The organism is Leuconostoc miyukkimchii (assembly GCF_019656055.1).
Classification (GTDB): Bacteria; Bacillota; Bacilli; order Lactobacillales; family Lactobacillaceae; genus Leuconostoc; species Leuconostoc miyukkimchii.
Genome location: NZ_BPKY01000003.1, coordinates 203,708 through 229,414, shown reverse-complemented (window position 1 = coordinate 229,414; position 25,707 = coordinate 203,708). Strand labels below are relative to the sequence as shown.

General features: G+C 36.5%; 20 protein-coding genes, 1 tRNA gene and 1 riboswitch. Of the genes, 18 read left to right on the top strand and 3 right to left on the bottom strand.

Features of this window, described 5'->3' with window-relative positions; genetic code table 11:
* Positions 1 to 59: 59 nt before the first annotated feature.
* The 5 genes from K5Q13_RS04420 (at position 60) to K5Q13_RS04400 (ending at position 9,834) form a co-directional block, all read left to right on the top strand.
* Positions 60 to 2,591: a M1 family metallopeptidase gene (locus K5Q13_RS04420; protein ID WP_220740338.1), complete on the top strand. Its 2,532-nt coding sequence runs from the start codon at positions 60 to 62 to the stop codon at positions 2,589 to 2,591.
* Between the two features lie 216 nt (positions 2,592 to 2,807).
* Positions 2,808 to 4,172, top strand: coding sequence for an ATP-binding cassette domain-containing protein (locus K5Q13_RS04415; RefSeq protein WP_220740336.1), 1,365 nt, complete (start codon positions 2,808 to 2,810; stop codon positions 4,170 to 4,172).
* A 36-nt stretch (positions 4,173 to 4,208) separates the two neighbouring features.
* Positions 4,209 to 4,305, top strand: a riboswitch (purine riboswitch).
* Between the two features lie 57 nt (positions 4,306 to 4,362).
* Positions 4,363 to 5,811, top strand: coding sequence for an NCS2 family permease (locus K5Q13_RS04410; RefSeq protein WP_220740334.1), 1,449 nt, complete (start codon positions 4,363 to 4,365; stop codon positions 5,809 to 5,811).
* A 248-nt stretch (positions 5,812 to 6,059) separates the two neighbouring features.
* A complete protein-coding gene (locus K5Q13_RS04405) occupies positions 6,060 to 7,340 on the top strand; it encodes an MFS transporter (RefSeq protein WP_220740332.1) in 1,281 nt (426 codons plus the stop codon).
* Positions 7,341 to 7,461: 121 nt separating this feature from the next.
* Complete coding sequence (locus K5Q13_RS04400; RefSeq protein WP_220740330.1) at positions 7,462 to 9,834, top strand: Xaa-Pro dipeptidyl-peptidase; 2,373 nt, start codon at positions 7,462 to 7,464, stop codon at positions 9,832 to 9,834.
* A gap of 63 nt (positions 9,835 to 9,897) precedes the next feature.
* On the opposite strand, the gene K5Q13_RS04395 is transcribed toward K5Q13_RS04400, so the two are convergent.
* On the bottom strand, positions 9,898 to 11,253 hold the full coding sequence (locus K5Q13_RS04395; protein WP_220740328.1) for an HD domain-containing protein: 1,356 nt from the start codon (positions 11,251 to 11,253) through the stop codon (positions 9,898 to 9,900).
* 149 nt (positions 11,254 to 11,402) lie between these two features.
* On the opposite strand from K5Q13_RS04395, the gene K5Q13_RS04390 reads away from it, so the two are divergent.
* From K5Q13_RS04390 to K5Q13_RS04350, 9 genes are all read left to right on the top strand, one after another.
* Positions 11,403 to 11,855, top strand: a complete 453-nt coding sequence (locus K5Q13_RS04390) for a YwiB family protein (RefSeq protein WP_220740326.1) — start codon at positions 11,403 to 11,405, stop codon at positions 11,853 to 11,855.
* 25 nt (positions 11,856 to 11,880) lie between these two features.
* On the top strand, positions 11,881 to 12,456 hold the full coding sequence (rpoE, locus tag K5Q13_RS04385) for a DNA-directed RNA polymerase subunit delta (RefSeq protein WP_220740324.1): 576 nt from the start codon (positions 11,881 to 11,883) through the stop codon (positions 12,454 to 12,456).
* Positions 12,457 to 12,615: 159 nt separating this feature from the next.
* Positions 12,616 to 12,689: transfer RNA gene (locus tag K5Q13_RS04380), tRNA-Lys, on the top strand.
* A gap of 410 nt (positions 12,690 to 13,099) precedes the next feature.
* Complete coding sequence (locus K5Q13_RS04375) at positions 13,100 to 14,482, top strand: amino acid permease (RefSeq protein ID WP_220740321.1); 1,383 nt, start codon at positions 13,100 to 13,102, stop codon at positions 14,480 to 14,482.
* Between the two features lie 121 nt (positions 14,483 to 14,603).
* Complete coding sequence (plsX, locus tag K5Q13_RS04370; RefSeq protein WP_220740378.1) at positions 14,604 to 15,650, top strand: phosphate acyltransferase PlsX; 1,047 nt, start codon at positions 14,604 to 14,606, stop codon at positions 15,648 to 15,650.
* Positions 15,651 to 15,700: 50 nt separating this feature from the next.
* Entirely contained in the window at positions 15,701 to 15,949 is a 249-nt protein-coding gene (locus K5Q13_RS04365) for an acyl carrier protein (RefSeq protein ID WP_220740319.1), read from the top strand.
* A 194-nt stretch (positions 15,950 to 16,143) separates the two neighbouring features.
* Complete coding sequence (locus tag K5Q13_RS04360; protein WP_281420505.1) at positions 16,144 to 16,653, top strand: SprT family protein; 510 nt, start codon at positions 16,144 to 16,146, stop codon at positions 16,651 to 16,653.
* Positions 16,654 to 16,702: 49 nt separating this feature from the next.
* Positions 16,703 to 17,533: a Cof-type HAD-IIB family hydrolase gene (locus tag K5Q13_RS04355; RefSeq protein WP_220740317.1), complete on the top strand. Its 831-nt coding sequence runs from the start codon at positions 16,703 to 16,705 to the stop codon at positions 17,531 to 17,533.
* A 215-nt stretch (positions 17,534 to 17,748) separates the two neighbouring features.
* Entirely contained in the window at positions 17,749 to 18,483 is a 735-nt protein-coding gene (locus K5Q13_RS04350) for a CPBP family intramembrane glutamic endopeptidase (protein WP_220740315.1), read from the top strand.
* A gap of 49 nt (positions 18,484 to 18,532) precedes the next feature.
* On the opposite strand, the gene K5Q13_RS04345 is transcribed toward K5Q13_RS04350, so the two are convergent.
* Positions 18,533 to 19,630: an aminopeptidase P family protein gene (locus K5Q13_RS04345; protein ID WP_220740313.1), complete on the bottom strand. Its 1,098-nt coding sequence runs from the start codon at positions 19,628 to 19,630 to the stop codon at positions 18,533 to 18,535.
* Between the two features lie 208 nt (positions 19,631 to 19,838).
* Between K5Q13_RS04345 and ccpA the strand changes: the two genes are divergently transcribed.
* The 3 genes from ccpA (at position 19,839) to budA (ending at position 23,662) form a co-directional block, all read left to right on the top strand.
* Positions 19,839 to 20,846, top strand: coding sequence for a catabolite control protein A (gene ccpA / locus K5Q13_RS04340; protein ID WP_220740311.1), 1,008 nt, complete (start codon positions 19,839 to 19,841; stop codon positions 20,844 to 20,846).
* A 120-nt stretch (positions 20,847 to 20,966) separates the two neighbouring features.
* Positions 20,967 to 22,826 (top strand): acyltransferase family protein, encoded by a 1,860-nt coding sequence (locus K5Q13_RS04335; protein ID WP_220740374.1) that lies wholly within the window; start codon positions 20,967 to 20,969, stop codon positions 22,824 to 22,826.
* A 122-nt stretch (positions 22,827 to 22,948) separates the two neighbouring features.
* Positions 22,949 to 23,662, top strand: a complete 714-nt coding sequence (budA, locus tag K5Q13_RS04330; protein ID WP_220740309.1) for an acetolactate decarboxylase — start codon at positions 22,949 to 22,951, stop codon at positions 23,660 to 23,662.
* Positions 23,663 to 23,686: 24 nt separating this feature from the next.
* Here budA and K5Q13_RS04325 read toward each other — a convergent pair whose 3' ends face one another.
* The gene (locus K5Q13_RS04325; protein WP_220740307.1) at positions 23,687 to 24,535 is read right to left on the bottom strand and encodes a MurR/RpiR family transcriptional regulator; all 849 of its coding nucleotides are present in this window, start codon (positions 24,533 to 24,535) and stop codon (positions 23,687 to 23,689) included.
* Between the two features lie 205 nt (positions 24,536 to 24,740).
* Between K5Q13_RS04325 and gnd the strand changes: the two genes are divergently transcribed.
* The gene (gene gnd, locus K5Q13_RS04320) at positions 24,741 to 25,649 is read left to right on the top strand and encodes a phosphogluconate dehydrogenase (NAD(+)-dependent, decarboxylating) (RefSeq protein ID WP_220740305.1); all 909 of its coding nucleotides are present in this window, start codon (positions 24,741 to 24,743) and stop codon (positions 25,647 to 25,649) included.
* Positions 25,650 to 25,707 lie beyond the last annotated feature (58 nt).

Below are 25,707 nucleotides of genomic sequence, written 5' to 3'. Positions count from 1 at the left end.
TGTCTTATTATGAAGCAAAAGTGTATAATGAAATTATTCTAACAGCAGAAGGAGAAATCATGGCAATATTTGAAAGGCTTTATGAAAAATTTCAACCGGAGCATTATAATATATTTTTAGATATTAATCGTCAAACCAAAACGATCAGTGGAAAAACCACGATAACTGGTATCGCAACAACCAATCAAATTGCTTTACATCAAAAGTACTTAACAGTAAGTTCAGTTAAATCAAATGACTTAGAAGTGCCATTTACATTAGATAATGATCTCGACCTGATTAATATTGACCTACCTCAAGCAGGAGAAACAACACTATTAGTTGTATACACTGCACCATTAACAGATACAATGATGGGAATTTACCCTTCTTATTATGAAATAGATGGCGATAAGAAACAACTTATTGGAACGCAATTTGAAACCAATTTTTCTCGTCAAGCATTTCCCGGAATTGACGAACCTGAAGCTAAGGCTGTATTTGATCTTGCAATTAAATTTGATGAACATCCTGGCGAAACAGTACTAGCAAACATGCCAGAAACACGCGTCAATGATGGCGTCCATTATTTTGATACAACGGTACGTATGTCAACATATCTCTTGGCTTTTGCTTTTGGTGAGTTGCAAGACAAGCAAACAAAGACTAAGAGCGGTGTTAACGTGGGTGTTTACGCAACAAAAGCACATAAAGCAAAATCATTGGACTTTGCTTTAGATATTGCTAAGCGTGCCATAGAATTTTTTGAAGATTTTTATCAAACACCTTATCCATTACCCCAATCAAACCAGTTAGCTCTACCAGATTTTTCTGCTGGCGCTATGGAAAATTGGGGATTAGTGACATATCGAGAAGCCTATCTTTTACTTGATCCGGACAACACGTCATTGGATACAAAGCAAGTTGTTGCTACTGTTATTGCGCATGAGTTGGCGCACCAATGGTTTGGTGATTTAGTCACAATGAAATGGTGGGATGATTTGTGGCTCAATGAAAGTTTTGCCAACATGATGGAGTATGTCGCTATTGACGCTATTGAGCCGGATTGGCGTATTTGGGAGACGTTCCAAACGAGTGATGTGCCAGCAGCGCTAAGGCGAGACGCCACAGATGGGGTGCAATCAGTTCATGTTGAAGTAGCGCATCCGGATGAAATTGATTCGTTATTTGATCCGGCTATTGTCTATGCAAAAGGTGCGCGTATGCTAGTTATGGTGCGTTCCTTGATTGGGGATGTTGCTTTACGCAAGGGATTGAAAAATTATTTTGCGGCACATCAGTATGGTAACGCTACTGGCTCAGATTTGTGGCAGGCGTTAGGTGAAGCATCGGGAAAAAATGTCGAAGCCATTATGAATTCTTGGCTGGAACAACCAGGATATCCAGTAATCAATGTAAACGTTGTTAACGACCAATTAACTTTGTCTCAGCAACAATTTTTCATTGGCGATGGGAAGTCTGTTAATCGTCAATGGCAAGTGCCATTGAACAGTAACTACGATGTCGCTGAAGTGATTTTATCGGAAAGTACGACTGTGTTGGGTAATTATAAAAAATTGCGTGCACAATATGGTGAACCATTCCGTGTTAATATTGGTAATGACACACACGCTATTGTCAATTATGATAAATCATTGTTACAGGATATTTTAAGTGAACTGGACCAACTAGACACAGTTTCACAATTACAAATATTGCAGGATTTGCGCTTATTGGCTGAGGGCAGTCAGATTTCTTATGCTGATGTTGTACCATTATTACAACGTTTTGCAAATAGTACATCAACAATTGTTAACGACACTTTGTATCGAACGGTTGGTGATTTACGTCAATTTGTAACACCAGATACAGATGACGAACAAGCACTGAAACAATTCTATAGCAAACTAAGTACAAAGCAGTTTGAACGTCTTGGCTGGCAGTCAAAGCCCCATGAATCAGCAGATGATCAGTTGACACGTCCTTATATTATTTCTGCAGCATTATATTCTGAAAATACGAATGCGATTACACAAGGACATCATATTTTTGAAAATTATGAGAATAAATTGCTGAGTTTACCTGCAGATATACGGTTGTTAGTCTTGCGAAACGAAGTTCAAAACTTCAATAGTGAGTCATTGTTTGAACGGTTGCTGTCTGAATATATTGTTAACTCAGATTCTAGTTATAAACAAGATTTACGTGCTGCTATAACGAGTGTGAAGGAACCAGAATTCATTAAGACGTTAGTGTCTAAATTCGAAAATGCTGACATTATTAAACCACAAGATTTACGTGGTTGGTTTGGTAGTATATTGCACAATGTTCATGGTGAGCAAGCTGCTTGGGATTGGTTAAGGCAGGAATGGGACTGGCTTGAATCTAAAGTTGGTGGTGATATGGAATTTACAACCTATATTACTGTTGTGGCTGGTGCATTAAAGACAGCGACACGACTACAAGAGTTTATAGACTTTTTTGAACCAAAAATTGATCAACCTGGATTAACGCGTGAAATTAAAATGGACAAAACTGTTATTAGTAGCCGTGTGAAATTAATAGAAGCGGAAAAACAAGCTGTTAGAACTGCTATACGTAACAATGTTTAGCGCAAAATAGTGTGAAAAAATTGTGATTAAATATTTAATGTGATATACTAATAAAAAATTATCAAAAGAGGTTGATCCAGTGCGTAACTAAACTATTCATTCAAATTTCACAAACGGAATTGGAGAGAGTAGGATAAGTGCGCAAAAATCGACGGAAAGTCGCCTTTTTGTGGCGTTTACAAAACCAATTCTGTGAAAAACAGAGGAGGTTTTTTTATGTATGCAATGATTTTAAATCAACTTAATTACACTGTTGATGGTCGTAATATATTGACACAAGTTACTCAGCAAATCAAAATTGGTGAGCGTATTGGTATTATTGGCGCTAACGGTTCTGGAAAAACAACGCTAGCTCACCTGATCATAGGTGACTTAATACAAGACAATGGTACGATATCAGTGAACGGAAGAGTCGCTTATGTGCCACAACTATCGATTGATATTAGCAATCAGAGTGGTGGCGAAAAGATGATGCAGCGCATTAATGAATCATTGAACGATCAGCCAGATATTTTAATTTTAGACGAACCAACCGCCAATTTGGATATGACACATCAAAAATGGCTAATCAAACGATTATCACATTTCTATGGCACGCTAATTATAATTTCCCACGACAGCCATTTAGTTAATCAAGTCGTGACAAAAATTTGGTCTATCCAGGGCACTCGTGTTGCTGCATATTCAGGTAATTATGATGACTACATGATGCAAATTAATATGGCAAATGACACCCAAGCACAACTCTATCGTGTAGCTGTTAACAAGAAAAATCAACTTGGGCGGGCAATTGAGAAAGTGCAAACACGTGAAAAACAAGTCACAAAACGTCCAAAAAACATTAGTCCATCTGATGCACGCTTAATAAGTGGTAAAGGAAAAGCATTAAAATCACAGAAAAAATTGGGACAAAATGTCAAATCAATGGCGCGGCGTTTTTCAGAATTAGAAAAAGTTGATAAACCGTTTGCTACAAAACCTCTGAAACTTCAAGCAGTCGTTGATCAAGCCAAGAAATCAAGGGCCATTTTGAAAGTGATTGCTGAGACGGTTCAAATTGGTGACCGCGTATTATTGAAAGACGTGAATTTTAAATTGGATTCTGGTCAACGCTTGGCTATTCTTGGTGATAATGGTAGTGGTAAAACCAGTTTAATCAAACATGTACTGTCAAACTACCAAAAACCAGTGGGCTATTTTACGCAGGATTTGTCAGGCTTAAATGAAAATAGTACAGTCCTAGAAAATGTACTACTTAAATCATCCCAAACATCACAATTAGCGAGGGATTTTCTCGGTGCTTTTGGTATTAAAAGAGATAAGGTTTTCCAAAAAGTCAGGACACTAAGTGGTGGTGAGAAAGTGAAAGTATTATTGTTGCAAGTTCTATTTACGGACACACAATTACTTATTTTGGATGAGCCGACCAATTACTTAGATCTACCAGCACTTGATGCCCTAAATAATTTTTTGACACACTATACTGGTGCTGTTTTGATGGTGGCTCATTATCAGGATTTTGTAGATGCCGTTGCCACACAAAAAATGATAATTAAAGCACAACAATTACTACCAATTTGAAAATCTTGCAACTCTGCTATGACGATGATAAACTAGAATATATTAAAATAAATTGTTGATATAGTGTCGGATATTGGCCGACAGTTTCTACCCAGCACCAACATGTTGGACTATCATAAAATTGTGTGGTTTAATCCGCTCATCGTTTGTGATGGGTGGATTTTTCTATGTCATAGGGAGATAAATACACATGCAGAACTTTTTTCATCTCAAAGAGAATGGGACCAGTATCAAGCGGGAAATTACTGCGGGAATTACGACCTTTGTTTCCATGGCTTATATCTTTTTCTTGAATCCACAAATTCTTGGACAAGCTGGTATTCCTCAACAAGCAGTTTTTCTAGCTGCCATTTTAGTAGCAGTTTTTGGCACGCTGTTTATGGGTTTGTTTGCTAATGTACCCTTTGCTTTGGCACCAGGTATTGGTATGCAAGCCTACTTCACATATACGATTGTATTTGGTTTTGGTTTTAATTGGCAACAAGCCTTAGCAATTGTTTTCTTAGTTGGTGTGGTTGATATCATTATTACTTTAACGCATGGTCGTCGTGCCATTGTCAAAGGTATTCCTGCAGAATTGAAAGCAGCTATAGGTGGTGGAATCGGCATGTTTGTCACTTATATTGGGCTTAAAAATGCTGGTTTTATCAACTTTATTGTTGATTCTGGCAATATTTTGACTTTAAATGGCAAGCCTTTTACCGGAAAAGCGGCAGGTACGATCAATTCTATTTTGGCAAATGGGGGCGTGACACCTGAGCTTTCAAAGTTCAATTCAGCTTCTGTACTTTTAGCACTGATTGGCTTTATCCTATTAGTGATCTTGGTAATGCGGAAAGTGCCCGGTGCGTTCTTGATTACTTTAGTTGCAACGACTTTAATTGGTATACCAATGGGTGTTACGAATACACATATTTCAGCAGGGACATCCATTGGTTCGGCATTTGAATCCTTGGGACATGTTTTTGGGCAAGCACTTGGTAGTAATGGTTTGGGTTCATTATTTACTGATTGGCATCATGCATTGTTAGCGATTATTACAATTTTTGCGATGGGATTGACAGGATTGTTTGATGCAATTGGTACTTTAATTGGTATTGGTAATCAAACAGGTATTTTTTCTGAGTCAGATACCAAGGCGTTTGAAGAAGATAAGGGATTCAATTCAAAAATGGATCGTGCATTAGTTGTTGATACATTCACGACTGCTTTTGCTGGAATTGCTGGAACAAGTAACACGACAACCTTTATTGAATCTGCTGCTGGTGTTGCGGCAGGAGCACGTACAGGGTTAGCCAATATTGTTACGTCCATTGGCTTTGCTTTAATGATTATATTTGCGCCATTTGTTGGCGTAATTCCAACAGCAGCAACAGCACCGTTATTAATTTTGGTGGGAATTATGATGATGGGCGAATTTAAGAAGATTTCATGGGAAAATCTTGAGACAGCTTTACCAGCATTTTTCACTTCTATTTTTATGGCTTTTTCATATTCGATTTCTTATGGTATTGCCGCTGGCTTCTTATTTTTTATCATTGTCAAAGTTACTTTAGGAAAGTATAAGGAAATTTCACCGGTTTTAGTTATCGTGTCAGTATTTTTCTTAATAAACTTTATTGTATTAGCTTTTATCTAAAACAACGTTTAATAAAAAAGTTATCCATATGGATAACTTTTTTTTATGAGAGAGCATAACTTGCTACAAGTTAACGACCCAATTGTTGCTGACATATGCAATATAATGATAAAAAAATGAATGATACAGACCAAAGAGTATCATAAAATGTTAAACGTTTAATTGTAATTGATTGTTATTTATGGTTTAATATTTAACGGACAAAATAAAGGTTGCCAGTGAGCAAGCATTTTGAAAGGGAATATTTAATGATAAAAAGTCAATCCAGTAACATAGAAGAAAATCGTATGTCGAGTAAGATGACGCAGGAGCAGAAGGTGGTATTGGGGTCTACAACGTTAGGTTTTACGTTGGATCATATGGACGCAACGTTCTTGTCATTTGCTTTGGCACCCATGATTGCTGAATTAAACATTACTGGTGCACAGGGTGGTATCATTGCAGCGATGTCAAATTGGGGCGCGCTTTTGGGAAGTGTGTTATTTGGAATTTTAGCAGATCGTATTGGTCGTGTGCGCGTTTTGTCGTATACGGTAATGTTAGTAACGTTTGCGACTGTGATTCTAGCATTTTTGGATAATGCACATACAATTTATGCTTCTCGTTTCTTACTTGGCATGGGTACTGGTGGTGAATATGGTGTCAGTATGGCATTGATTGCTGAAAGTTTCCGGTCAAATCGCGTTGGTAGAATGAGTTCCATTACAGCAATTGGGGGTCAAGTTGGGGCTATTTTGGCGGCAATATTGGCTACTTTGATCATGCCAGCATTTGGTTGGCGCGGTTTGTTTATGATTGGTTTTCTGCCATTAATTGTTGTCTACATCGTCCGTCGCCACTTAAAGGAAACACCAGCCTTTGAGCAGTTACAATCAGATTATAAAACAGGTAAGAAAAAATTCAGCTTCAAATTTATTGCTAATACACCCAAACGTGCTTATACATCATTTGTTTTGATTGTTATGTTAACTATTCAAACATCTGGGTATTACGGCTTAATGAATTGGTTGCCAACAATCATGCGAAAACAGTTAGGTATTACAGCAACTGTTACAGCCGGATATGTTAATCTAGGCATGATTCCCATTATTATGGGAATGGCGGTTGGGATGATGACATTTGGTACTATTTTAGATAAAATTGGTCCACGTCAGGCATTTACAATATTCCTAATTGCTTCTGCGTTAATGATCTATGCTTTCACTTTTGCATATAACATGTGGACTTTGACCATCTTAGGTGCAATTGTTGGTTTCTTTTCAAATGGTATGTATGGTGGATTTGGGGCAGTTATCAGTCGCCTATATCCTGCAGAAATTAGAGCAACAGCAGCTAATACGCTAATGGGATCTGGTCGTGCAATCGGTGCATTCTCTTCAGTAGTTATTGGCTGGATAATGGATAATTATAGTGTGAGTGCAGTTCTAATGAGTTTGGCAGTGATGTATGTCATTAGTCTAGTCTTCATGCTTACTATTCCTGATTTTAAAAAATTAGGATTAAACTCTCAATATTCTGAAACAAACTAAATTTAAATGAAACGTAATCATTGGCATTTATGCTAATGATTACGTTTTTTGTTTAAAAATCATATTTTTAAGATGAAATATTAGTGGGTGTATAATGAGGATAAATGAAAAAGGTGATAAAATGACAAAAATAAATCAGTTTGCACGGCAATCGGTTGATAAGTCAACTGAGATATCAGAATTATCGACAGTTGGCTTCTATGATGCGCAGTGGGAAAATAATATATTTAATCATTTAATTCGTCGTGCGTTACCTGAACATCAAAGTATATCATCTGAAAATGGGTGGCTAGCGGAACATTTGGCAACGCCACACACATCCGTTTTAGATTTTTTAACTCGCCAAATGCCGTTAACTGAGACTGCTTTTTATACAATTGCTGCCCAACTACTTGGGTTTGATGAAGAATTGGTTGCTTATGGTCTTGATGGCCGACAAGTTTTTCAAACAGTTGGTCTTGAGATGGTGAATATATCAGATATTTACCATGCTTGGTATGTATTATTAAATACACATACAAAAAACGGCTTACTTTTTATTGATGATTTAGCCAGTCATGGCTACTTTGAATTGACAAATAAGCGGTTATTATTTAATGACAAATCCTTACCAACTTATGATACGAAAGACTTAATTCAAGAAACTGTATGGGTTGAAACATCAGTTGATTCTGATCAGGATGGTCAGTTTGACCTTGTACAAGTTGATATTCAAAGACCAAAATCTGTTGAAACAATACCCATACTATTGACAGCTTCTCCATATTATCAGGGTATGATGATTAAGGAAAGTGATGCAAAAGTACATGATGTTAACAAGCCATTAGAGCACAAATTATCAAATTCAGTAGTGTATGAATCAATTAAGTACCAAAACAATTCGGTTGTTCAAAATGTCAGTGCTAGAGTGATACAGGGACATACAACGGTGGCTACAAAAAAATTTACGACACTGGCTGGCAGTGCGTGGGATTTGAATAATTATTTTTTGTCACGAGGTTATGCTGTAGCATATGCTTCAGGTGTGGGTACAAGACATTCAGATGGTATGCAGGATACAGGATCACCAGAACAAGTTGAATCAATGAAAAATGTCGTAGAGTGGTTAGCTGGTAATCGTGTGGCTTTTACCGACCGAGATAGTCAAATTGCCATTTCTGCTGACTGGTCCAATCATAATATAGCTATGACAGGACGATCGTATTTAGGCACACTAGCAACTGCAGTTGCTACAACGGGCGTTGCTGGCTTAAAAACAGTTGTTTCAGAGGCAGCTATTTCTGATTGGTATCAATATTATCGTGACAACGGTTTGGTTGTTGCACCTGGCGGTTTTCCTGGAGAAGACATGGACGTACTAGCAGAGCTGGTTTATAGTCGTATTGCAGACACAGCAGATCGCATGCGAACCCAAAAGCAGTGGCAAGATTTTCAAACAAAAACAGTAACCCAGCAAGACCGTCAAAGCGGCAACTATAATCGCTACTGGGACGCTCGAAATTATCTTAATCAAGTTGAAAATATTAAAATTGATATGCTATTGGTTCATGGTTTAAATGATTGGAATGTTAAGCCACGTCAAGTGTATCGCTTATGGCAGGCAATAAATGACAACCAATACGGAAATAAATTAATTTTACATCAAGGGCAACACATTAATATTAGTAACAATCGTTCTTTGGATTTTGCTGATCAAATCAATTTGTGGTTTTCAAAAAAGCTTTTAGGTATCAACAATCATGCTGAAATGTTGTTACCAAATGTTATTTGGCAAGACAATACATCAGCAGAGACTTGGCATCAATTAAGAGAATGGGGTACACAGACTAATCACAAGACATATAATTTGGCACCTGATACATTGGTAACGGAAAGAGCAAATAGTGAAGCTAGTTTTACAGATTATCTACCTGAAACATTGTTCAAAAAATACACAAAAGATTTCAATTATTGGCGTGAGAAAGCAATTGAAGGGGCATCAGAGATAAAACCAACACAATTATCTTTTAAAAGTGAAATTTTAGAAGAATCTTGGACGCTTAGTGGCGAACCAGTCGTTCATTTACGTGTTAAAACTTCGCAAAATATTGGGCTTATCAGTGTCATGTTAGTTGATTATGGCGATGATAATTACTTGAAACCACACTTAACAAGTTACAGCACAATGATTGATAGGGGGATGAATTTTGCTCAAACAAATTTGAACGAATTCGAGATGAAAAAATCGCGATATAAAATGATATCTATTGGTCATACTAATTTGCAAAATCGAACGAATACTTGGCAAAATGATGATTTAGTAGCAAACGAATATGTGACATTGACACTGAAATTACAACCCACATTGTACACCTTAAGAAAAGGGCATCAGATTGGTTTGATTTTGTATGCGACTGACTTTGAAATGACGCTACGTGGTAATCAGAATGTGACGTACACAATTGACTATGGGGATAGTACCCTGATTTTACCCGAATTAAAAAAACTAAGTTAAATTGTATGAGACAAAGTCAATAGTCTAATAAAATTCACCCAGTTTTTTCAAGTTAAATGCTTTTTAGCTTTCAGGATTAGGTGTAGTTAAGGCATTATTGTGAATATAACTACGGAATGTTTTAAATGTGTCTGCAAAAAGTTCTTCGGGTTCAATATTTAACATTTCTTTTGGAAAATAGAAGCGCTTGTCAAAAGATACTTGGCCTTTAATGGCAGCTACTAAAGGTGATAATTCGGATAATTCACGATGTGAACCGTCATCTAATACAAAATCAATCTGTGTGCGTGGTTTTGCTACATTGGGTTTATAGTCATCATAGGGTAGGTCAAATGCGTCGTTACGAGCTGTATAGTACTTAGCATTATAACCGGCAATGCCAACAAGTTTTTCAAGATCTTCTAAGAGCGGAGCAGTTTCATCGTTTATAATAATAGATTTTAATGGTCGACGGTCTAAAAATCGTCGGGATAAGTCTGATAGAATTGGATCTGGATGGTGACGCCACATCGAGATGTAGGTCATGAACACGTGATCATCGATTTGTAAATAATCATAAGTACTGAGTGGATTACCGCTAAATAACGGTGTTAGAAGTGGGCCAACGAAATCACGTTCATTTGGTTGGCTTGCTTGGTATAATTCTTGGGCACGATAGAGTAAATGTTCTAGTAACACTTCCATGCCACGTGATACGGGATGAAAATAGACTTGCAAGTACATTTGATAACGACTGACAACATAGTCTTCAACAGCATGCATACCAGCAATATCAAAGGCGATACCATTTTGAGTTGGCTTCATTGTTCGCAAAATACGGTCAATATCAAATTCACCATACTTCGTACCAGTAAAATAGGCATCACGTAATAAGTAATCCATACGATCAACATCGAGTTGACTAGAAATTAATTGGACAACTTGCGGATTGTCGTAGGTTTTGGCGATAACACTGGCAACTTTATTTGGGAAATCTGATGAAACGCGTGATAATACAGTGTGTATTTCTGTATCCCCAGTAATAATTTCGCGCGTGATTGCTTCATGATCTGTACCAAACAAATGCTCAAAAGTATGCGAAAATGCACCGTGGCCAATGTCATGTAAGAGTGCTGCAACAAGTGTTACTAGACGTTCATTTTTTTGCCACAGTCCATCATTTGGTGTTGTAGACAGATAATATTGTTCAAAGTGCTCTGTAATGCGTCTCGCAATTTCATATGCGCCGACTGAATGTCCAAAGCGTGAATGTTCGGCACCATGAAAAACAGCACCTGTAATACCTAACTGCTGAACTCGTCGTAGTCTTTGAAACTCAGTCGTGTTAATCAAATCCAATATGATACGATCTTGTATGTGAATAAAATTGTGAATAGGATCACGTAGTACCTTTTCGTTCAATAATTTTTCTGTTAACATAATCTGCCCTTTTAGTCTTTCTTATATTATAATAGATTTCTAAAGAAAATAATAACAAAAGTTTTATTTATACGATTTTGTTGAAAATATCGCATACTGAATTTTAAAATAAGAGTTTTTGGCTTAAAAATAAATCACGTGAGGAATACATGGAAAAGAAAACAATCGACAATAATGTTAATATTTATTTAAAAACAACGATTAATCAAGAAAATGATAGTGAAGTGTTTGAGTTTGAAACGCAAGGGCAATTGTTAGTTAAAAATGGTGCTATATTTCTAAGGTATACAGAAATCATTGTTGGTCAAAATCAGACAAAAGTATTAATTAAATTGGAAAATACGACGATGCGGATTAATCGTCATGGTGATAGCTTGACTAAAATGGCTTTCATTGCGGGCAAACGCATGCCGGCACATTATCAGACGCCAGCAGGGCAAATGCAATTGGAAACCTACACGACAACTTTGTCCAGTGATATTAATTTGACACAATTAGTTGGCTCAGCAAAAGTAAGTTATGATCTCTATGCAAATAATGCTATTGTTGGACAATATGATATTTTGTTGCAATTTACTGAAAAATCTAGTAAACTTAATTAGTTAGAAACTCGAAAGGACGTGCACTATGGCACTCACACAATTAGGCAATCACCCAAAAGAAGAATTAGCATTGGTTGAAATTGCATCTGCAATTTTGGCAGAACATAAAGTCGTTATGCCATTTAGCTCATTAGTTCAAGAAATTCAGGACTTTTTGGCAGTCGATGCAGAGACGTTCCAGTCACGTCTCTCACAATTTTATACAGACTTAAACACAGATGGCTCATTTATTTCACTTGGAAACAATGAATGGGGTCTACGCGCTTGGTATCCAGTTGATGCAATTGATGAATCTATTCATGAAATTGACGATGATGATGATACACCAAAACGTAAAAAGGTTGCAAAGAAGGTTAACGTGTTTGCCGATGCCGCAACTGACGATGATGTTATTGATTATAACGATGATGATCCAGAAGATGAAGATTTTGGAGAAGTTAGTGACGAAGAAGTTGATGTGAATGATTCTGAAGTCGAAGTTGAAGACGATGATGAAGATGATATTGCTGTTGGCGATGATGAAAACATTGACGATAATTTGACAGAATTAACTGGTACAAATGATTTAGATGATTTGGGCGATGGCGACATTGAAAAATAAGTTTTAAAAAAAGTTGCGAAAGCGCTTTTTTTTTATCAAAAATACTGTCATATCAACGTTTTTAATAAAATAATACAAAAGTAATCAACGAATTTTAAAAAAGGGGTTGCTTTTTTAGAAGAATGTCTGTAATATATATAAATGTGCTACGGCATGTTTGCTCCTTTAACTCAGTTGGTTAGAGTAGGGGATTTTTAATCCCAAGGTCCTCGGTTCGAGTCCGAGAGGGAGCACTGATTTAACAATCAGGAGACCTTTGGGATATTCCATAAAAAGCAAGTAACTTAAAGTTACTTGCTTTTTATTTGTTGTTTTCATGATTTGCAAAAAAATAATATTCATAGTATTATTGTAATAAGCGTTAAGACGGATAATTAGTGAGATAACTTTTAAAGAGACATCATGTTTGGTGAAAGTGATGACTGTTGCTGGCAAATGAACTACCGTTGATGCATAATATGAGTAGGTATAATGCTGAAACTATTGTCGGTGTAATTGGTCGTTAACCCAGTTGTTTTAAGAAGTACGTACTTGTTACGTCTGAAATTGGGATGGTACCGCGCAAAAGCGCCCCTAGATTAAGTTCTGGGGGCGCTTTTGCGATGTCAAAGTGAAATTAATAAACAGCATGGTGGAGATAATTATGGCAGAGAAACAAAATAGAGAACTAAATAGAGATTTATCGTCTCATCAGATGCAAATGATTGCTCTTGGTGGAACTATTGGTGTAGGTTTATTCATGGGATCTGCTGCCACCATTAAATGGACAGGGGTATCTGTTATCCTTGCCTATGCGCTTGCTGGGTTCGTTTTATACTTAGTAATGAGAGCGCTAGGGGAAATGCTCTATGTTGACCCAGTGGTAGGATCTTTTGCGAATTATGCTACAAAATACATTCACCCGTTGGCAGGCTATTTAACAGTATGGTCAAATGTCTTTCAATGGATAACAGTGGGTATCTCAGAGACAATTGCTGTGGGACTGTACTTGAATTATTGGTTCACAGATCTGCCAGGTTGGGTATCGGCAGTTGTTGTGTTAGCAACACTCACTTTAGCTAATATGACTACTGTCAAGGCATATGGGAACTTGGAGTCGTGGTTCTCAATGATTAAAGTTGTGACAATCATTTTAATGATTATCTTGGGAGCCATGGTCATTGTTTTAGGTTTTGGTAATGGTTGGCATCCGCTGGGATTTTCTAATCTTTGGTCACATGGACCATTTTTTGCTAAAGGATTTAAAGGATTTATGTTTGCGTTGTCAATTGTAATGACATCGTATCAGGGTATTGAAATTATTGGTATTACTGCTGGTGAAACGCAAAATCCTAAGCATGCCATTGTGGCAGCTACAAAATCAATTGTGGCACGTATTTTAATTTTTTATATTGGTGCAATCTTTGTAATCATTACAATTTATCCATGGAATCAATTAGAACAAGTTGGTTCACCCTTTGTTGAAACATTTTCACGGGTGGGTATTACCGCAGCAGCAGGAATTATTAACTTTGTGATGCTAACTGCTGCCATGTCAGCATTGAATTCTGGTATATTTAGCTCTAGTCGTATGCTTTACACTTTGGCGTTGAATAAAGAACTATCACCACGGTTTCTGAAGCTTTCAAAGCATCATGTGCCAACATTACCAGTATTAGGAATTTCTGGGGGCATACTTCTTGGTATTATATTAAATGCCATCCTGCCTTTTTTTTGGAAAAGCAGTTCAAATATATTTGTGCTAGTTTATTCAGCTAGTACGCTACCTGGTATGGTTCCATGGTTTATTATTTTATGGAGTCAAATTAAATTTCGAAAAGAAAACAAAAGTCATATGGCTACACATCCATTCAAAATGCCTTTTTCACCATATAGCAATTATTTTGCAATATTGATGTTGTTTGTTACGCTAGTATATATGGTCATAAATCCAGATACAAGAATCCCATTATTTATTGGCGTAGGATTTTTAATTATAATGTCATGCATATTCTTTTGGACGCGCAGAAATCGTAAAATAAAATAATTCAGGCACGCTAATTATGTTGTTTAGACAAATGGTAAAATAAAGTCATACTGAATGTGGAGGAAATATATTTATCATTAGAAGGACGTGTTAATAATTGATGATAAGTATTTATAAAATGATGAAAATAGCAATAGACGCAATGGGTGGTGATTTTGCACCACTTGAAATTGTTAAGGGTATTGAACTTGCACGTGATCGTTATAATAATATTGAATTTCAATTATACGGTACTGAAAATGAGGTACGTCCATTAGTGAAGTCATGGGAGCGTATCACGTTGATTCCAACGACTGAAGTGATTCAAATGGGTGATGAGCCTGTTAAGGCCATGCGTAATAAAAAGGATTCTTCAATGGTTCGAGCTGCTATGGCAGTTAAAAGTGGTGAGGCAGATGCGCTATTTAGTGCAGGGAATACCGGTGCTTTGTTATCAAGTGCAATCTTTTTAGTTGGTCGTATTAAAGGTGTGGATCGACCTGCATTGGCAACAGCATTACCTAGTTTTGATGGTGTCAATAATCAATTTGTTTTTATGGATTTGGGCGCAAATGCTGAAAGTAAACCATCACACTTGTATCAATATGGTATTTTAGGCAGTTTTTATGCCACACATGTTTTAGGTATAACAAATCCTCGTGTACGATTACTAAATAATGGTGCTGAAGAAGATAAAGGTGACGAAGTTCATAAAACAGCACATATGCTAATGAAAGACTCACCTTCATTTAACTTCTTGGGTAATATTGAGGCCCGTGAGTTACTTGAAGGTACGGCAGATGTTGTCGTGGCTGATGGATTTTCAGGTAATGCTGCATTGAAGGCAACAGAAGGTACAGCTTTGATGATGCTGAAACAACTCAAACAGGCAATTCTATCAACCGGCGTTAAAGGTAAAATAGGTGGTGCGTTACTCAAGCCAGCGTTTAAAGAAGTGCAGAAAAAGTTGGATTACAATGAAGCTGGTGGCGCAGTCATTCTGGGTGTAAAAGCACCTGTTGTTAAAACGCATGGATCTGCAAAAGCTAATGCCGTGGCTAATACAATGGGTCAAATTAAGACCATGATTGATAATCAATTAGTGCCAGATATACAAACATACATTACCAATCATGGCAATGAACTTCAATTTGGCAAAGAATCTTTGAATGCACAGGTTAATGATTAGTGGTATACTATTTACTCGAGATGATTATCAAATAAATTGGAGAACCAGTAATGGCTATTGAAGAAGAAGCAATCTATAATATGATGGCTGACGAAATTTCAGAACGCTTTAATGTCAAGCGTTCTGAAATTACGCCTGACTTGAACTTTTTGACAGATGTTGATGCTGACTCTATTGATTTTGTAGAGTTAGTGTTAGAAGTTGAAGATATGTTTAATGTTAGCATTTCAGATGAGGATGCAGAAAATCTTGTGACGCTAAAACAAACAGTGGATTATATTGTGACGCATCAAAATTAAATAGAAATAACTATGATAGATTATATTTCAATAATAGTTCAGGAGGTGCGTCATAGTAGAAGCATCTCGCGTTCGAATTGACATTGATCTGATAGCGTTTGGCATTGCTGTGCAAATTGAATGTTTGTATGGTGATGCCTTTTTATATGATGATTGATTCAACTTAGACAAAGATTTTTAATTGGTATATTGTTATGGAAAATAAAAAAGGACAATGTTTAGGTGCTGGATTGGTAGAATCGAATTATTTGGATCAGCAACAACAACTTATGACATACGTTACCCATATTTCTACAAAATATTTTAATCGTGCGTTTCAGCATGAGGTACGTTTTAATAATCGTCTTAGAACAACAGGTGGTCGTTACTTGGTCAAGAGTCATAACTTAGAGTTTAATCCGAGGATGGCAAACCTGCCAGAATTTGAGGGAATTGTTAAACATGAGTTGGTTCATTATCACTTACACTTACAAAATCTAGGTTATCAACATAGAGATGCTGATTTTAAGAAACTGTTATCACAAGTGAACGGGTTACGCTTTGCACCAAATTTGAATGCCAAAAAAATACCAAACTATATCTGGCAATATCAATGTGAGAATAAACACGCTATTTTTCGGCAACGGCGGTTTCAAACGGATAATTATCGATGTGGTAAGTGTGGATCAAAAATTCATTTCATTGGTGAAGTTAGCAATACTTAGTTACATTCAGGTATAATGAATAAAGATACAATATGAAAGCGAGATTGATATGATACAATTGATTTTATCTGACCTTGATGAAACACTACTAAATGACGATGGCTCAATTAATCAAAAAAACATTGATGCTATTCAGAAATTCACAAAAAATGGTGGCTACTTTGTACCAAATACTGGTCGTTCTTACAAATCGGTTATTGGTACGCTTAAAGAACTCGGTTTAAATAATCAAACACAGTATGTGGTATCTTATAACGGTGGTGCAATTGTTGCCATTGAACCAGATGGTAGTGAAGAGATTGTTGCTCAACATGATATGTCACTTGATTTGGCTAAAAAAATATTTGATCTTGGACAAATTCAAAAAGATGTCGATACACACATTTATACACTGGATAAGTTGTTTATTTTTAATATTTCTCCTGCAGATAAGCAGTATATGGCTGAGAGAAATGTACCTTATACAGAAATAATTAGTAATGATTTGGCATTCTTAGAAAATGAATTCCCAGTTATGAAAGTGATTTTTGAACATAAAGATAGTGAGGTACGTCAAAAAATTGCTGACGCTGTGACAGCTGAACTAAGAGAGAATGTTTTATTAACGTTTAGTTCTAACCGTTATGTTGAATTCAATCCAAAGGGCGTTGATAAAGGCGTCACAGGTTTAGAGTTAGCAAGTATCCTCGGTGTTAAACGTTCAGAGACTGCTGCGTTAGGCGATAATTTGAATGATGCAGCACAAATTCTTGCTGCAGGAGTGGGTGTTGCTGTTGCCAATGCCAAACAAGAAATCAAAAAAATTGCTGATGTAGTCTTAACAACAACCAATAACGAAGCTGCTGTTGCTGATTTTATTGAAAATTATGCCAAAAAATAGGAAAAGTGTATGAAAAACTTAATAGCATGTATGATATTAAGTATCATAACTATCATATTATTTGTGATTGTTTTTACCTTATCAAATGAGCAACATTGGTCCACTCCTGTGACAATTGGAGTGGTGGGGATTTTATTCATTGTCATTAATCTCTGTTTTACCTGGTTATTTTGGCAATCGCGCAAAAAAATGAAGACAGAAGAGGATGAGTGATATTGCTTGACTTAACACAAAAACCAAATCCAAAGTACTTTTGGCAACGTGGCATAAATTTTTTCATCGTCACACTGTTAGTAATGATAGCGCCAATATTTTTAGCTATTGCTTCTGTTCAAAAGTCAATCTGGTTGCAGTTAGCGTTTGTCCTGATAATGGTTACATTTTATGTGGGTATAGGACTTTATGCCTACCATTTATTAAAAGCAACGACACCTCAACCGATTTTTCACAAACCAAACATCCGTGACTGGCGACATATTTGGTTTATAATTGGTAGTTTTATTGTCATGATAGTGTTAGAAGTCATAATTATCAAATTGCGTTTAAATTTGACTGGCACTCAGACGACCGAAAACCAAATTGCAATTGAACAATTAACAGCACATTTAAATATTACAATGATCGCCACGATCATTTATGGTGTATTTATGGCGCCAATTGTTGAAGAATTAATTTTTCGGGGTTTGGTGGTTAATTATTTTTTTCGAAATTCTTGGTGGTGGTCTAGTATTATTTTGTCAGGTGTGTTGTTTGCATTTCCACATATGGGTATGGTACCAACAAATTTGTCTGATGCACTGAGTTATTTAATATATACAGTAATGGGTATGACTATGGCATTTGTATATAAAAAAACTGGCCACCTTCAGGATAGTATTGCAATCCATTTCATTAACAACGCAGTAACTATGTTGCCATTACTAATTGTTGCTATTAATAAATCTATGTAATAGAAAAAGTTGCCCAGCAAGAACTGAGGGCAACTTTTTATTTTGTATATTAAAAGCTTAGAAGTGATTTGTCTGTATGTGTATAGGAAACGAAACCGTCGTGACTCATATAACCAGAATCCTCAATGCGCACACCAGCAATACCAGGAATATAGATACCAGGTTCAATTGAAAAGACCATGTTTTCTTGCAAAATAATATCATTGCCGGCCATGATTGAGGGGAATTCATGAACTGATGATCCAAGTCCATGACCTAAACGGTGAACAAAATACTGGCCATAGCCTGCTTTTATAATGACATCACGGGCAATTGCATCTAGTTCACTAGCTGTCATGCCAATTTTTGCTTGATTTTGGGCGGCAAGTTGGGCTTCGAGTGTGACAGAATAGATTTCTTTAGCCTTTTGACTCGGTTCACCAAACGCCACAGTACGTGTTGCGTCAGAGGCGTAACCTTGTGTCATTGTGCCTAAATCAAACAGTGCGAGATCACCAGATTGCAGTTGGCGGTTTGAAGTTGAACCATGTGGATCAGCTGCGTGATCACCAAATTGGACCAAAGTTTCAAAACTCATTGATGGCACACCGGATTTTTTGAGTTCATATTCAATCTGTGCAGCTACAGCTAATTCTGATATACCTTCATGCAAAGCATGAAAACCAATTTCAAAGGCTCGATCGGCATCATGACCAGCAGCAATCATTCTTTGAATTTCAGTCGATGTTTTAATTAAACGTTGCTGATTAATTTGATCAGTAATATCTGTATTAAAAGATGCTGAGGGGTAGGCTGACTGTAAAGCTTGAAAGCGTGATACGGTTAAATTATCAGCCTCAATTGCAAAAGAGGTTCCCGGTGTTGCTTTTTTAATATGGCTGACTAATTTTTGCCATGGATTTTCTTGATCCGCATAACCAAAAGCCGAATACTGCCAGCCACTTTCCTTCATACTATTGACTTCTAAAGCAGGTCCAAACAAAAATGGTTCATGTCCTGAAAGAAGAACTAAGGCTAGAACACGTTCAATCGGATCTGATTCAAAACCTGATAGGTAGGCGACACTATGATAATCTGTCAAAATTGCTCCGGAGAGCGAATTTTTTTCAATCCAAGTGGTTAACGTGGCTATTTTTTCCTTATTCATAACAGCTCCTTTTAAGTATAATAATAGATACAGTTTAACACTTTTAATGAAATTTTTCTTTTCTTGTAACAAACAGAAACATCAATGAAAACTTGTAAAATTAACGTTGTAAGCGTTTGCAAATTGTCTTTTTTTTGATATAATAGAAATTAGTATATTATAGTGTAAATTTTTTAATTGAATCCAATAATGTAAAGAAGGTTAAGTTATGAAAAAAAAAAGCTCAGCAACAATTTATGATGTCGCTCACCGTGTCGGCGTATCTTTAGCAACCGTTTCTCGTGTTGTTAATGGTAATAGTAATGTACGTGATAGTACAAAGCAAAAAGTTTTAGAGGCCATTGAGGAATTGGGTTATCATCCAAACGCTGTTGCTCGTGGATTGGCGTCCAAAAAAACAACCACTATTGGTGTTGTGATGCCAGATGTTACAGATGTTTATTATTCAGAACTAGCCCGTGGCATTGATGATGTTGCAAATATGTATCACTACGATGTTTTGTTGACAAATACTGACGAAGATCCAGTGCGTGAAACAATGGCTGTCAATAACTTAGCAAGTAAGCAGGTTGATGGTATTATCTTTATGGGAAACGATTTAGAACGAGAAGTATTAAATACTATTTCAAGTGCTAATGCGCCAGTGGTATTAGCAGGTTCTGTTGAAGGTGAAGGCAGATTGGCAAGTGTTAACATTGATTATATTGAAGCAGTTAAAGAGGCAACTGAAGCAGTCTTGAAAAATGGACATAAACGTGTTGCTATTGTGACTGGACCAATTACACATGCAATTAATGGTTTATATCGGTTGGCGGGTTACAAAAAAGCGTTAGAAGCCAATCAAATTGAGTATGATGACACTTTATTATTTACAACACATCAGGATTACAATGCAGGTCTGCAAGTAGCGCAAAAAATTCTTGCTGCTGGTGCTACAGCAGTTGTGACTTATGATGATGAAGTCGCGGTTGGTATCATGAATTATATACGTGACCAAGGTAAACGAATTCCTGAAGATTTTGAAATTATCACATCAAATGATACTAAATTAACAATTATGACACGGCCTCAAGTAACGTCTATTGGTCAACCCAAGTACGATATTGGTGCTGTTGCAATGCGAATGTTGACAAAATTGATGAATAATGAAGTATTAGATGAAAGTCAAGTTAAGTTACCTCATACATTGGAGCGTCGCGGTACAACAATTAATTAACTTTGTATATTTTAGAAATATAATTGTAATAATTGACATTTAAATGTAAAAAAAGTAAACTATTAGTAGTAGTTTACTTTTTATTTTGAATGATTTTACTGGGGAAGGTTCATGTTTCAAATGAAAGAACGACGTTATATTACAGGCTTGGATGGGTTACGTGCAATTGCTGTTCTTGGGGTTATTTCCTTTCACGTCATGCCAACTAAAATTGTTGGCGGTTGGTTAGGTGTGCCGCTTTTTTTTGTCTTATCAGGTTACCTAATTACTGATTTACTTATTCAAGAGTACGATAGCAAGCAATATATTGCGCCGGTTAAGTTTTATTTAAGGCGTTTGAAACGATTATATCCAGCGCTAGTTGGCATGTTAGTTGTTACGACGACTATTATTTTATTATTTGATAAGCAACTTATTTTCAACCTGAGATACATATTAATCACTAATTTGACCTATGTTTACAATTTCTGGGCTATTAATAATGGTCAATCTTATTTTCAACAGTTTGGCGGTGCATCACCTTTTACACATTTGTGGTCTTTATCAATCGAAGGACAATTTTACCTAGTTTGGCCATTTGTTGTGTGGGCTGTATTGAAGCTTAATATCAAACGACTGTATATGTCTGTTTTCTTATTTTTAATGTCAATAGCAAGTGCTATTTTAATGATGATTTTATATCAACCAGATGCTATTAATCGCGCATATTATGGCACGGATACAAGATTGTTTGCGTTGCTATTAGGTGCTTCGCTTGCATTTATTTGGCCATCAAGTCATTTACGGCAAACAGTTACAAAGAAAACTAAAAAAATGTTGAACGTGACTGGCAGTATAGCTCTAGTGCTGACTGTTTGCGGTTTACTATGGTTAGATGGTCAAAATAGTGCAACGTATTATGGCTTAATGTATCTTTTCACGCTGGTGATTACTGTCTTAATTGCTATAATTGTACATCCGTCTTCTTGGCTGTCAAAGAGACTTAATAATCGATTATTAAATTATATTGGAACACGTAGTTATAGTATTTATTTATATCAATTACCAGTATTTGTTTTTTATGAAAAAATGATACCTCATTACAAAGCATCATTTTTGAACGTCGTTATTGAGGTCCTAATCGTTCTTGGTGTGAGCGAAATAAGCTATCGTTATATTGAAAATAGTTTTCGTCGTAATAATCAAATAAAACGCATGATGAATTTTTTCGTAATGTCAAGCAATAGATTTTTTGCAGGAGTTATTTTGTTAGTGATATTTGTTTTCTTTTTGGGAAGTGGTTTAGCTGATTCAAGGGCAGGAATTGCATTACCGGAAACAAAATTACAAAAAGAACTCAAAAAAAATGAGACTCAGGTTGCTCAACGTAACGCGATTGCGGCAAAAGAATCACAAAACTCAAAAGAACACCAATCAAACAAGAAAACATTAAATGCTGAACAAAAAGTACTTGTTAAGACATATGATTTAAAATCAGACCAATTTCTGGCATTTAAAGATATGCCATTTAAGGCAGTGGGTGATTCTGTTATGCTTGATGCTGCGCCTTATTTGCAAGAAATCAATAACCATATGGTAGTAGATGCAGAAGTTGGTCGGCAATCGTATCAAACACCACAGATCATTGAGCAAATGGCCTCAAAAGGTCAATTAGCACCAAATATGTTGATTGGACTCGGAACAAATGGCGTGATTAAACGCCAAGATTTGGATCGTATGATGGCAACTTTTGGTAAAAAACGTCAGGTGTACTGGGTAAATAATTTTGTACAGAGTCGATCTTGGCAAAATGATAACAACAAAATGTTATCTGAAGCTGATAAACATTATCCAAATTTACATGTGATTGACTGGCACAGCCTTGCCCAACAGCACGTTGATTGGTTTGCAGATGATGGGGTACATCCGGGAGTTGCTGGAGACCATAACTATGTACGTCTTTTAGTTGAAAAAGTATGTCAAGTTAATGGGATTAAATAAAGTTTTGACGGTGATTGCCCGCAAAAAACAAATGAACCTTTACAGTATCATTTTGTTCGCTTAGAATAAGGTTAATATCAGAAATGGAGGAAGTGTGTTGATGATTGACACACAAGTATAAAATGACAAGTTTATTTCAACATGGTACGTTAGCAATGCTCATGGGAAAACAGATGCAAGGCACAATCACAGTCGGAGAACTGTTGCAGCATGGGGATACGGGTATTGGGACACTGAGCGGCTTAGATGGTGAGGTAATCATTTTAAATGGTCAAGTTTATCAAGCACAAAGCGATGGACAAGTGAACCATATTACAGATGAAACAACACTGCTGCCGTTTGCTTCAGTTCACTTTGATAAGCCAACCAAAAAATTACCTTTTAATACAGTAAATTTTGAGACGTTAAGTGACAAATTAAAAGATTCAAAATTACACAACATTTTTTCAGCTATTAACTTTCATGGCGAATTTCCGCATGTTCATGTGAGAATTGTACCAAAACAAATTGAGCCATTTCCAAGTCTTTTGGAATTATCGACTCACCAACCAGAATTTACAAAGGATAACATATCAGGCACTTTAGTTGGTTATTATGCACCAGAAATATTTAACGGACCAACTGCTGCTGGTTGGCATTTACATTTCTTGTCTGATGATAAAACTTTTTCTGGACACTTATTAGATTTTTCAGCAACAAATGTAATTGGTAATTTGCAGGTTTTTGATGAATTTGTGCAACATTTACCACTTGACAATACTGGATTTCGTAACATGGAATTAGATTTGGAAGGGTTACATTCAGGAATTGAAGCTAGTGAGGGTGGAAAAAAATAGTAACTCAAAAATTTCAGATAATTTTTAGTGTGAACGCGTTTCCTCAATGACGTTACGCATTGTGTCAACAACGTTTTGTGTGTTTTTAGATAACTGAGAACCAACAATCGTAAACAAGGTATCAATAATTGTGATTTGTGCAATGAGAGAACTCATTGATTCACTTCGAAAATTGATTTCCTCGGCGAGTGAAAGTAGGACCAGATCTGAAATTTTAGCTAATGGTGAATCTGCAAATGACGTAATTGCAATGACTTTTACGCCATTTTCTTTTAGTTTTCTTGCGATAAGTAGTGTATCTTTATTTCGACCAGAATGAGAAATCACAACAGCAGTATCATCAGAGTCAAGCTTGACGGCTTGCATGAGTTGAATATCATAGTCTGGGTGGGCAATGACATCGAGTGGTGTACGTAAAAATTTATGATAGGCGTTGAATGCAACAATAGAAGATCCGCCAATACCAAAAAAACCAACACGTTTTGCATTGATGAGATAGTGACTAGCAGTATCAAGTAAAACAGCTGTTAAATTATTGATTGTCGCATTGAGTGCATTGCTCGCTCCAGCAAAAACTTTTTTACCTATGGCTGCTGTGTCATCATCGTCAGTTATTTCACCAAAAAAGTCAGTTTTAGAAGATGCAGGAACACTTGCTAAAGCAACTGAGAAATCACGAAAAGAGTCAAAACCTATTTTTTTAGCAAAACGAGAAATTGTAGCTGTAGAAACACCTGACCCTATAGAAAGTTCTTTGATCGTTGCTTCTCTAGCACGCTCACTATCTGTGATAATGTAATCGATGAGTTTGTTCTCGGTTGTATTGTATTGTTTTTTTTGAGCACGAAGTTGCGCTATAATATTGCTTGGCATGAGGTGCAGCCTGCTTTCTAGTTAACATTATTGTCATTGGTATGGCTTTGTTAACAAGCCACGTGGTAATTTATTTCCGATATTAATTATGTTTAGTATACAAGATTAGAAAAAAATTTACAATAAAAGGTTGCAATGTGTAAAAAGTTTTCTTATAATAATAGTGTAGTAAAAAATACAAAAACATATAAGAGGTAAGTAAACCATGAAGTTTGCGATGATCGGCCTTGGTAAGATGGGCTTGAACTTAGTTAAGAACGCTGTTGACAATGGTCATGAAGTTGTTGCATTTGATTTGAATGCTGACTTTGTAAAAGAAGCAACTGACTATTCTGACAAAATTGAAGGTGCATCAGACATCGATGACATGTTAGCAAAGTTACCTTCACCTAAAGCAGTTTGGGTAATGGTTCCAGCGGGCGTGCCAACAAATTCAACAATCGATACATTGATTGCAAAGATGGATAAGGGCGACATCATTATTGATGGTGGTAACTCTAACTATAAAGATAACTTGGAACAAAATAAGCGTACAACTGCTGCAGGTATTAAGTTCTTCGATGCTGGTACATCAGGTGGAATGAACGGTGCTCGTAACGGTGGTAACTTCATGATCGGTGGCGATGATGCTGAAGCTTGGAAGATTATCGAACCATTGTTTGAATCAATCGCTGAAGAAGATGGTTACTTGTATACAGGCCGTTTGGGATCAGGTCATTATTTGAAGATGGTCCACAATGGTATCGAATATGGTATGATGCAAGCTATTGCTGAAGGTTTTGAAGTATTAGAAGCATCTCAATTCGATTACGATTATGAAGCTGTTTCAAAATTGTGGAACCACGGATCAGTTATCCGTTCATGGTTGATGGAGTTAGCTGAAGAGCAATTTGCCAAGGATCCTCACTTGGATGCTATTGCTGGACGTATGCACTCATCTGGTGAAGGAAAGTGGACAGTCCAAGAATCATTGGACTTGGAAGTACCTGCACCAGTTATATACTTGTCATTGGCAATGCGTTACCGTTCATTGCAAGATGATACCTTTACGGGTAAGGTTGTTTCAGCATTGCGTAATGGCTTTGGTGGTCACGCAATGGATTCAGCTAAGTAAAACGATAAAAAACTGTTCGTGTATTGAACAGGAGCTCCCGTTAAGGGAGCTTTTTCTG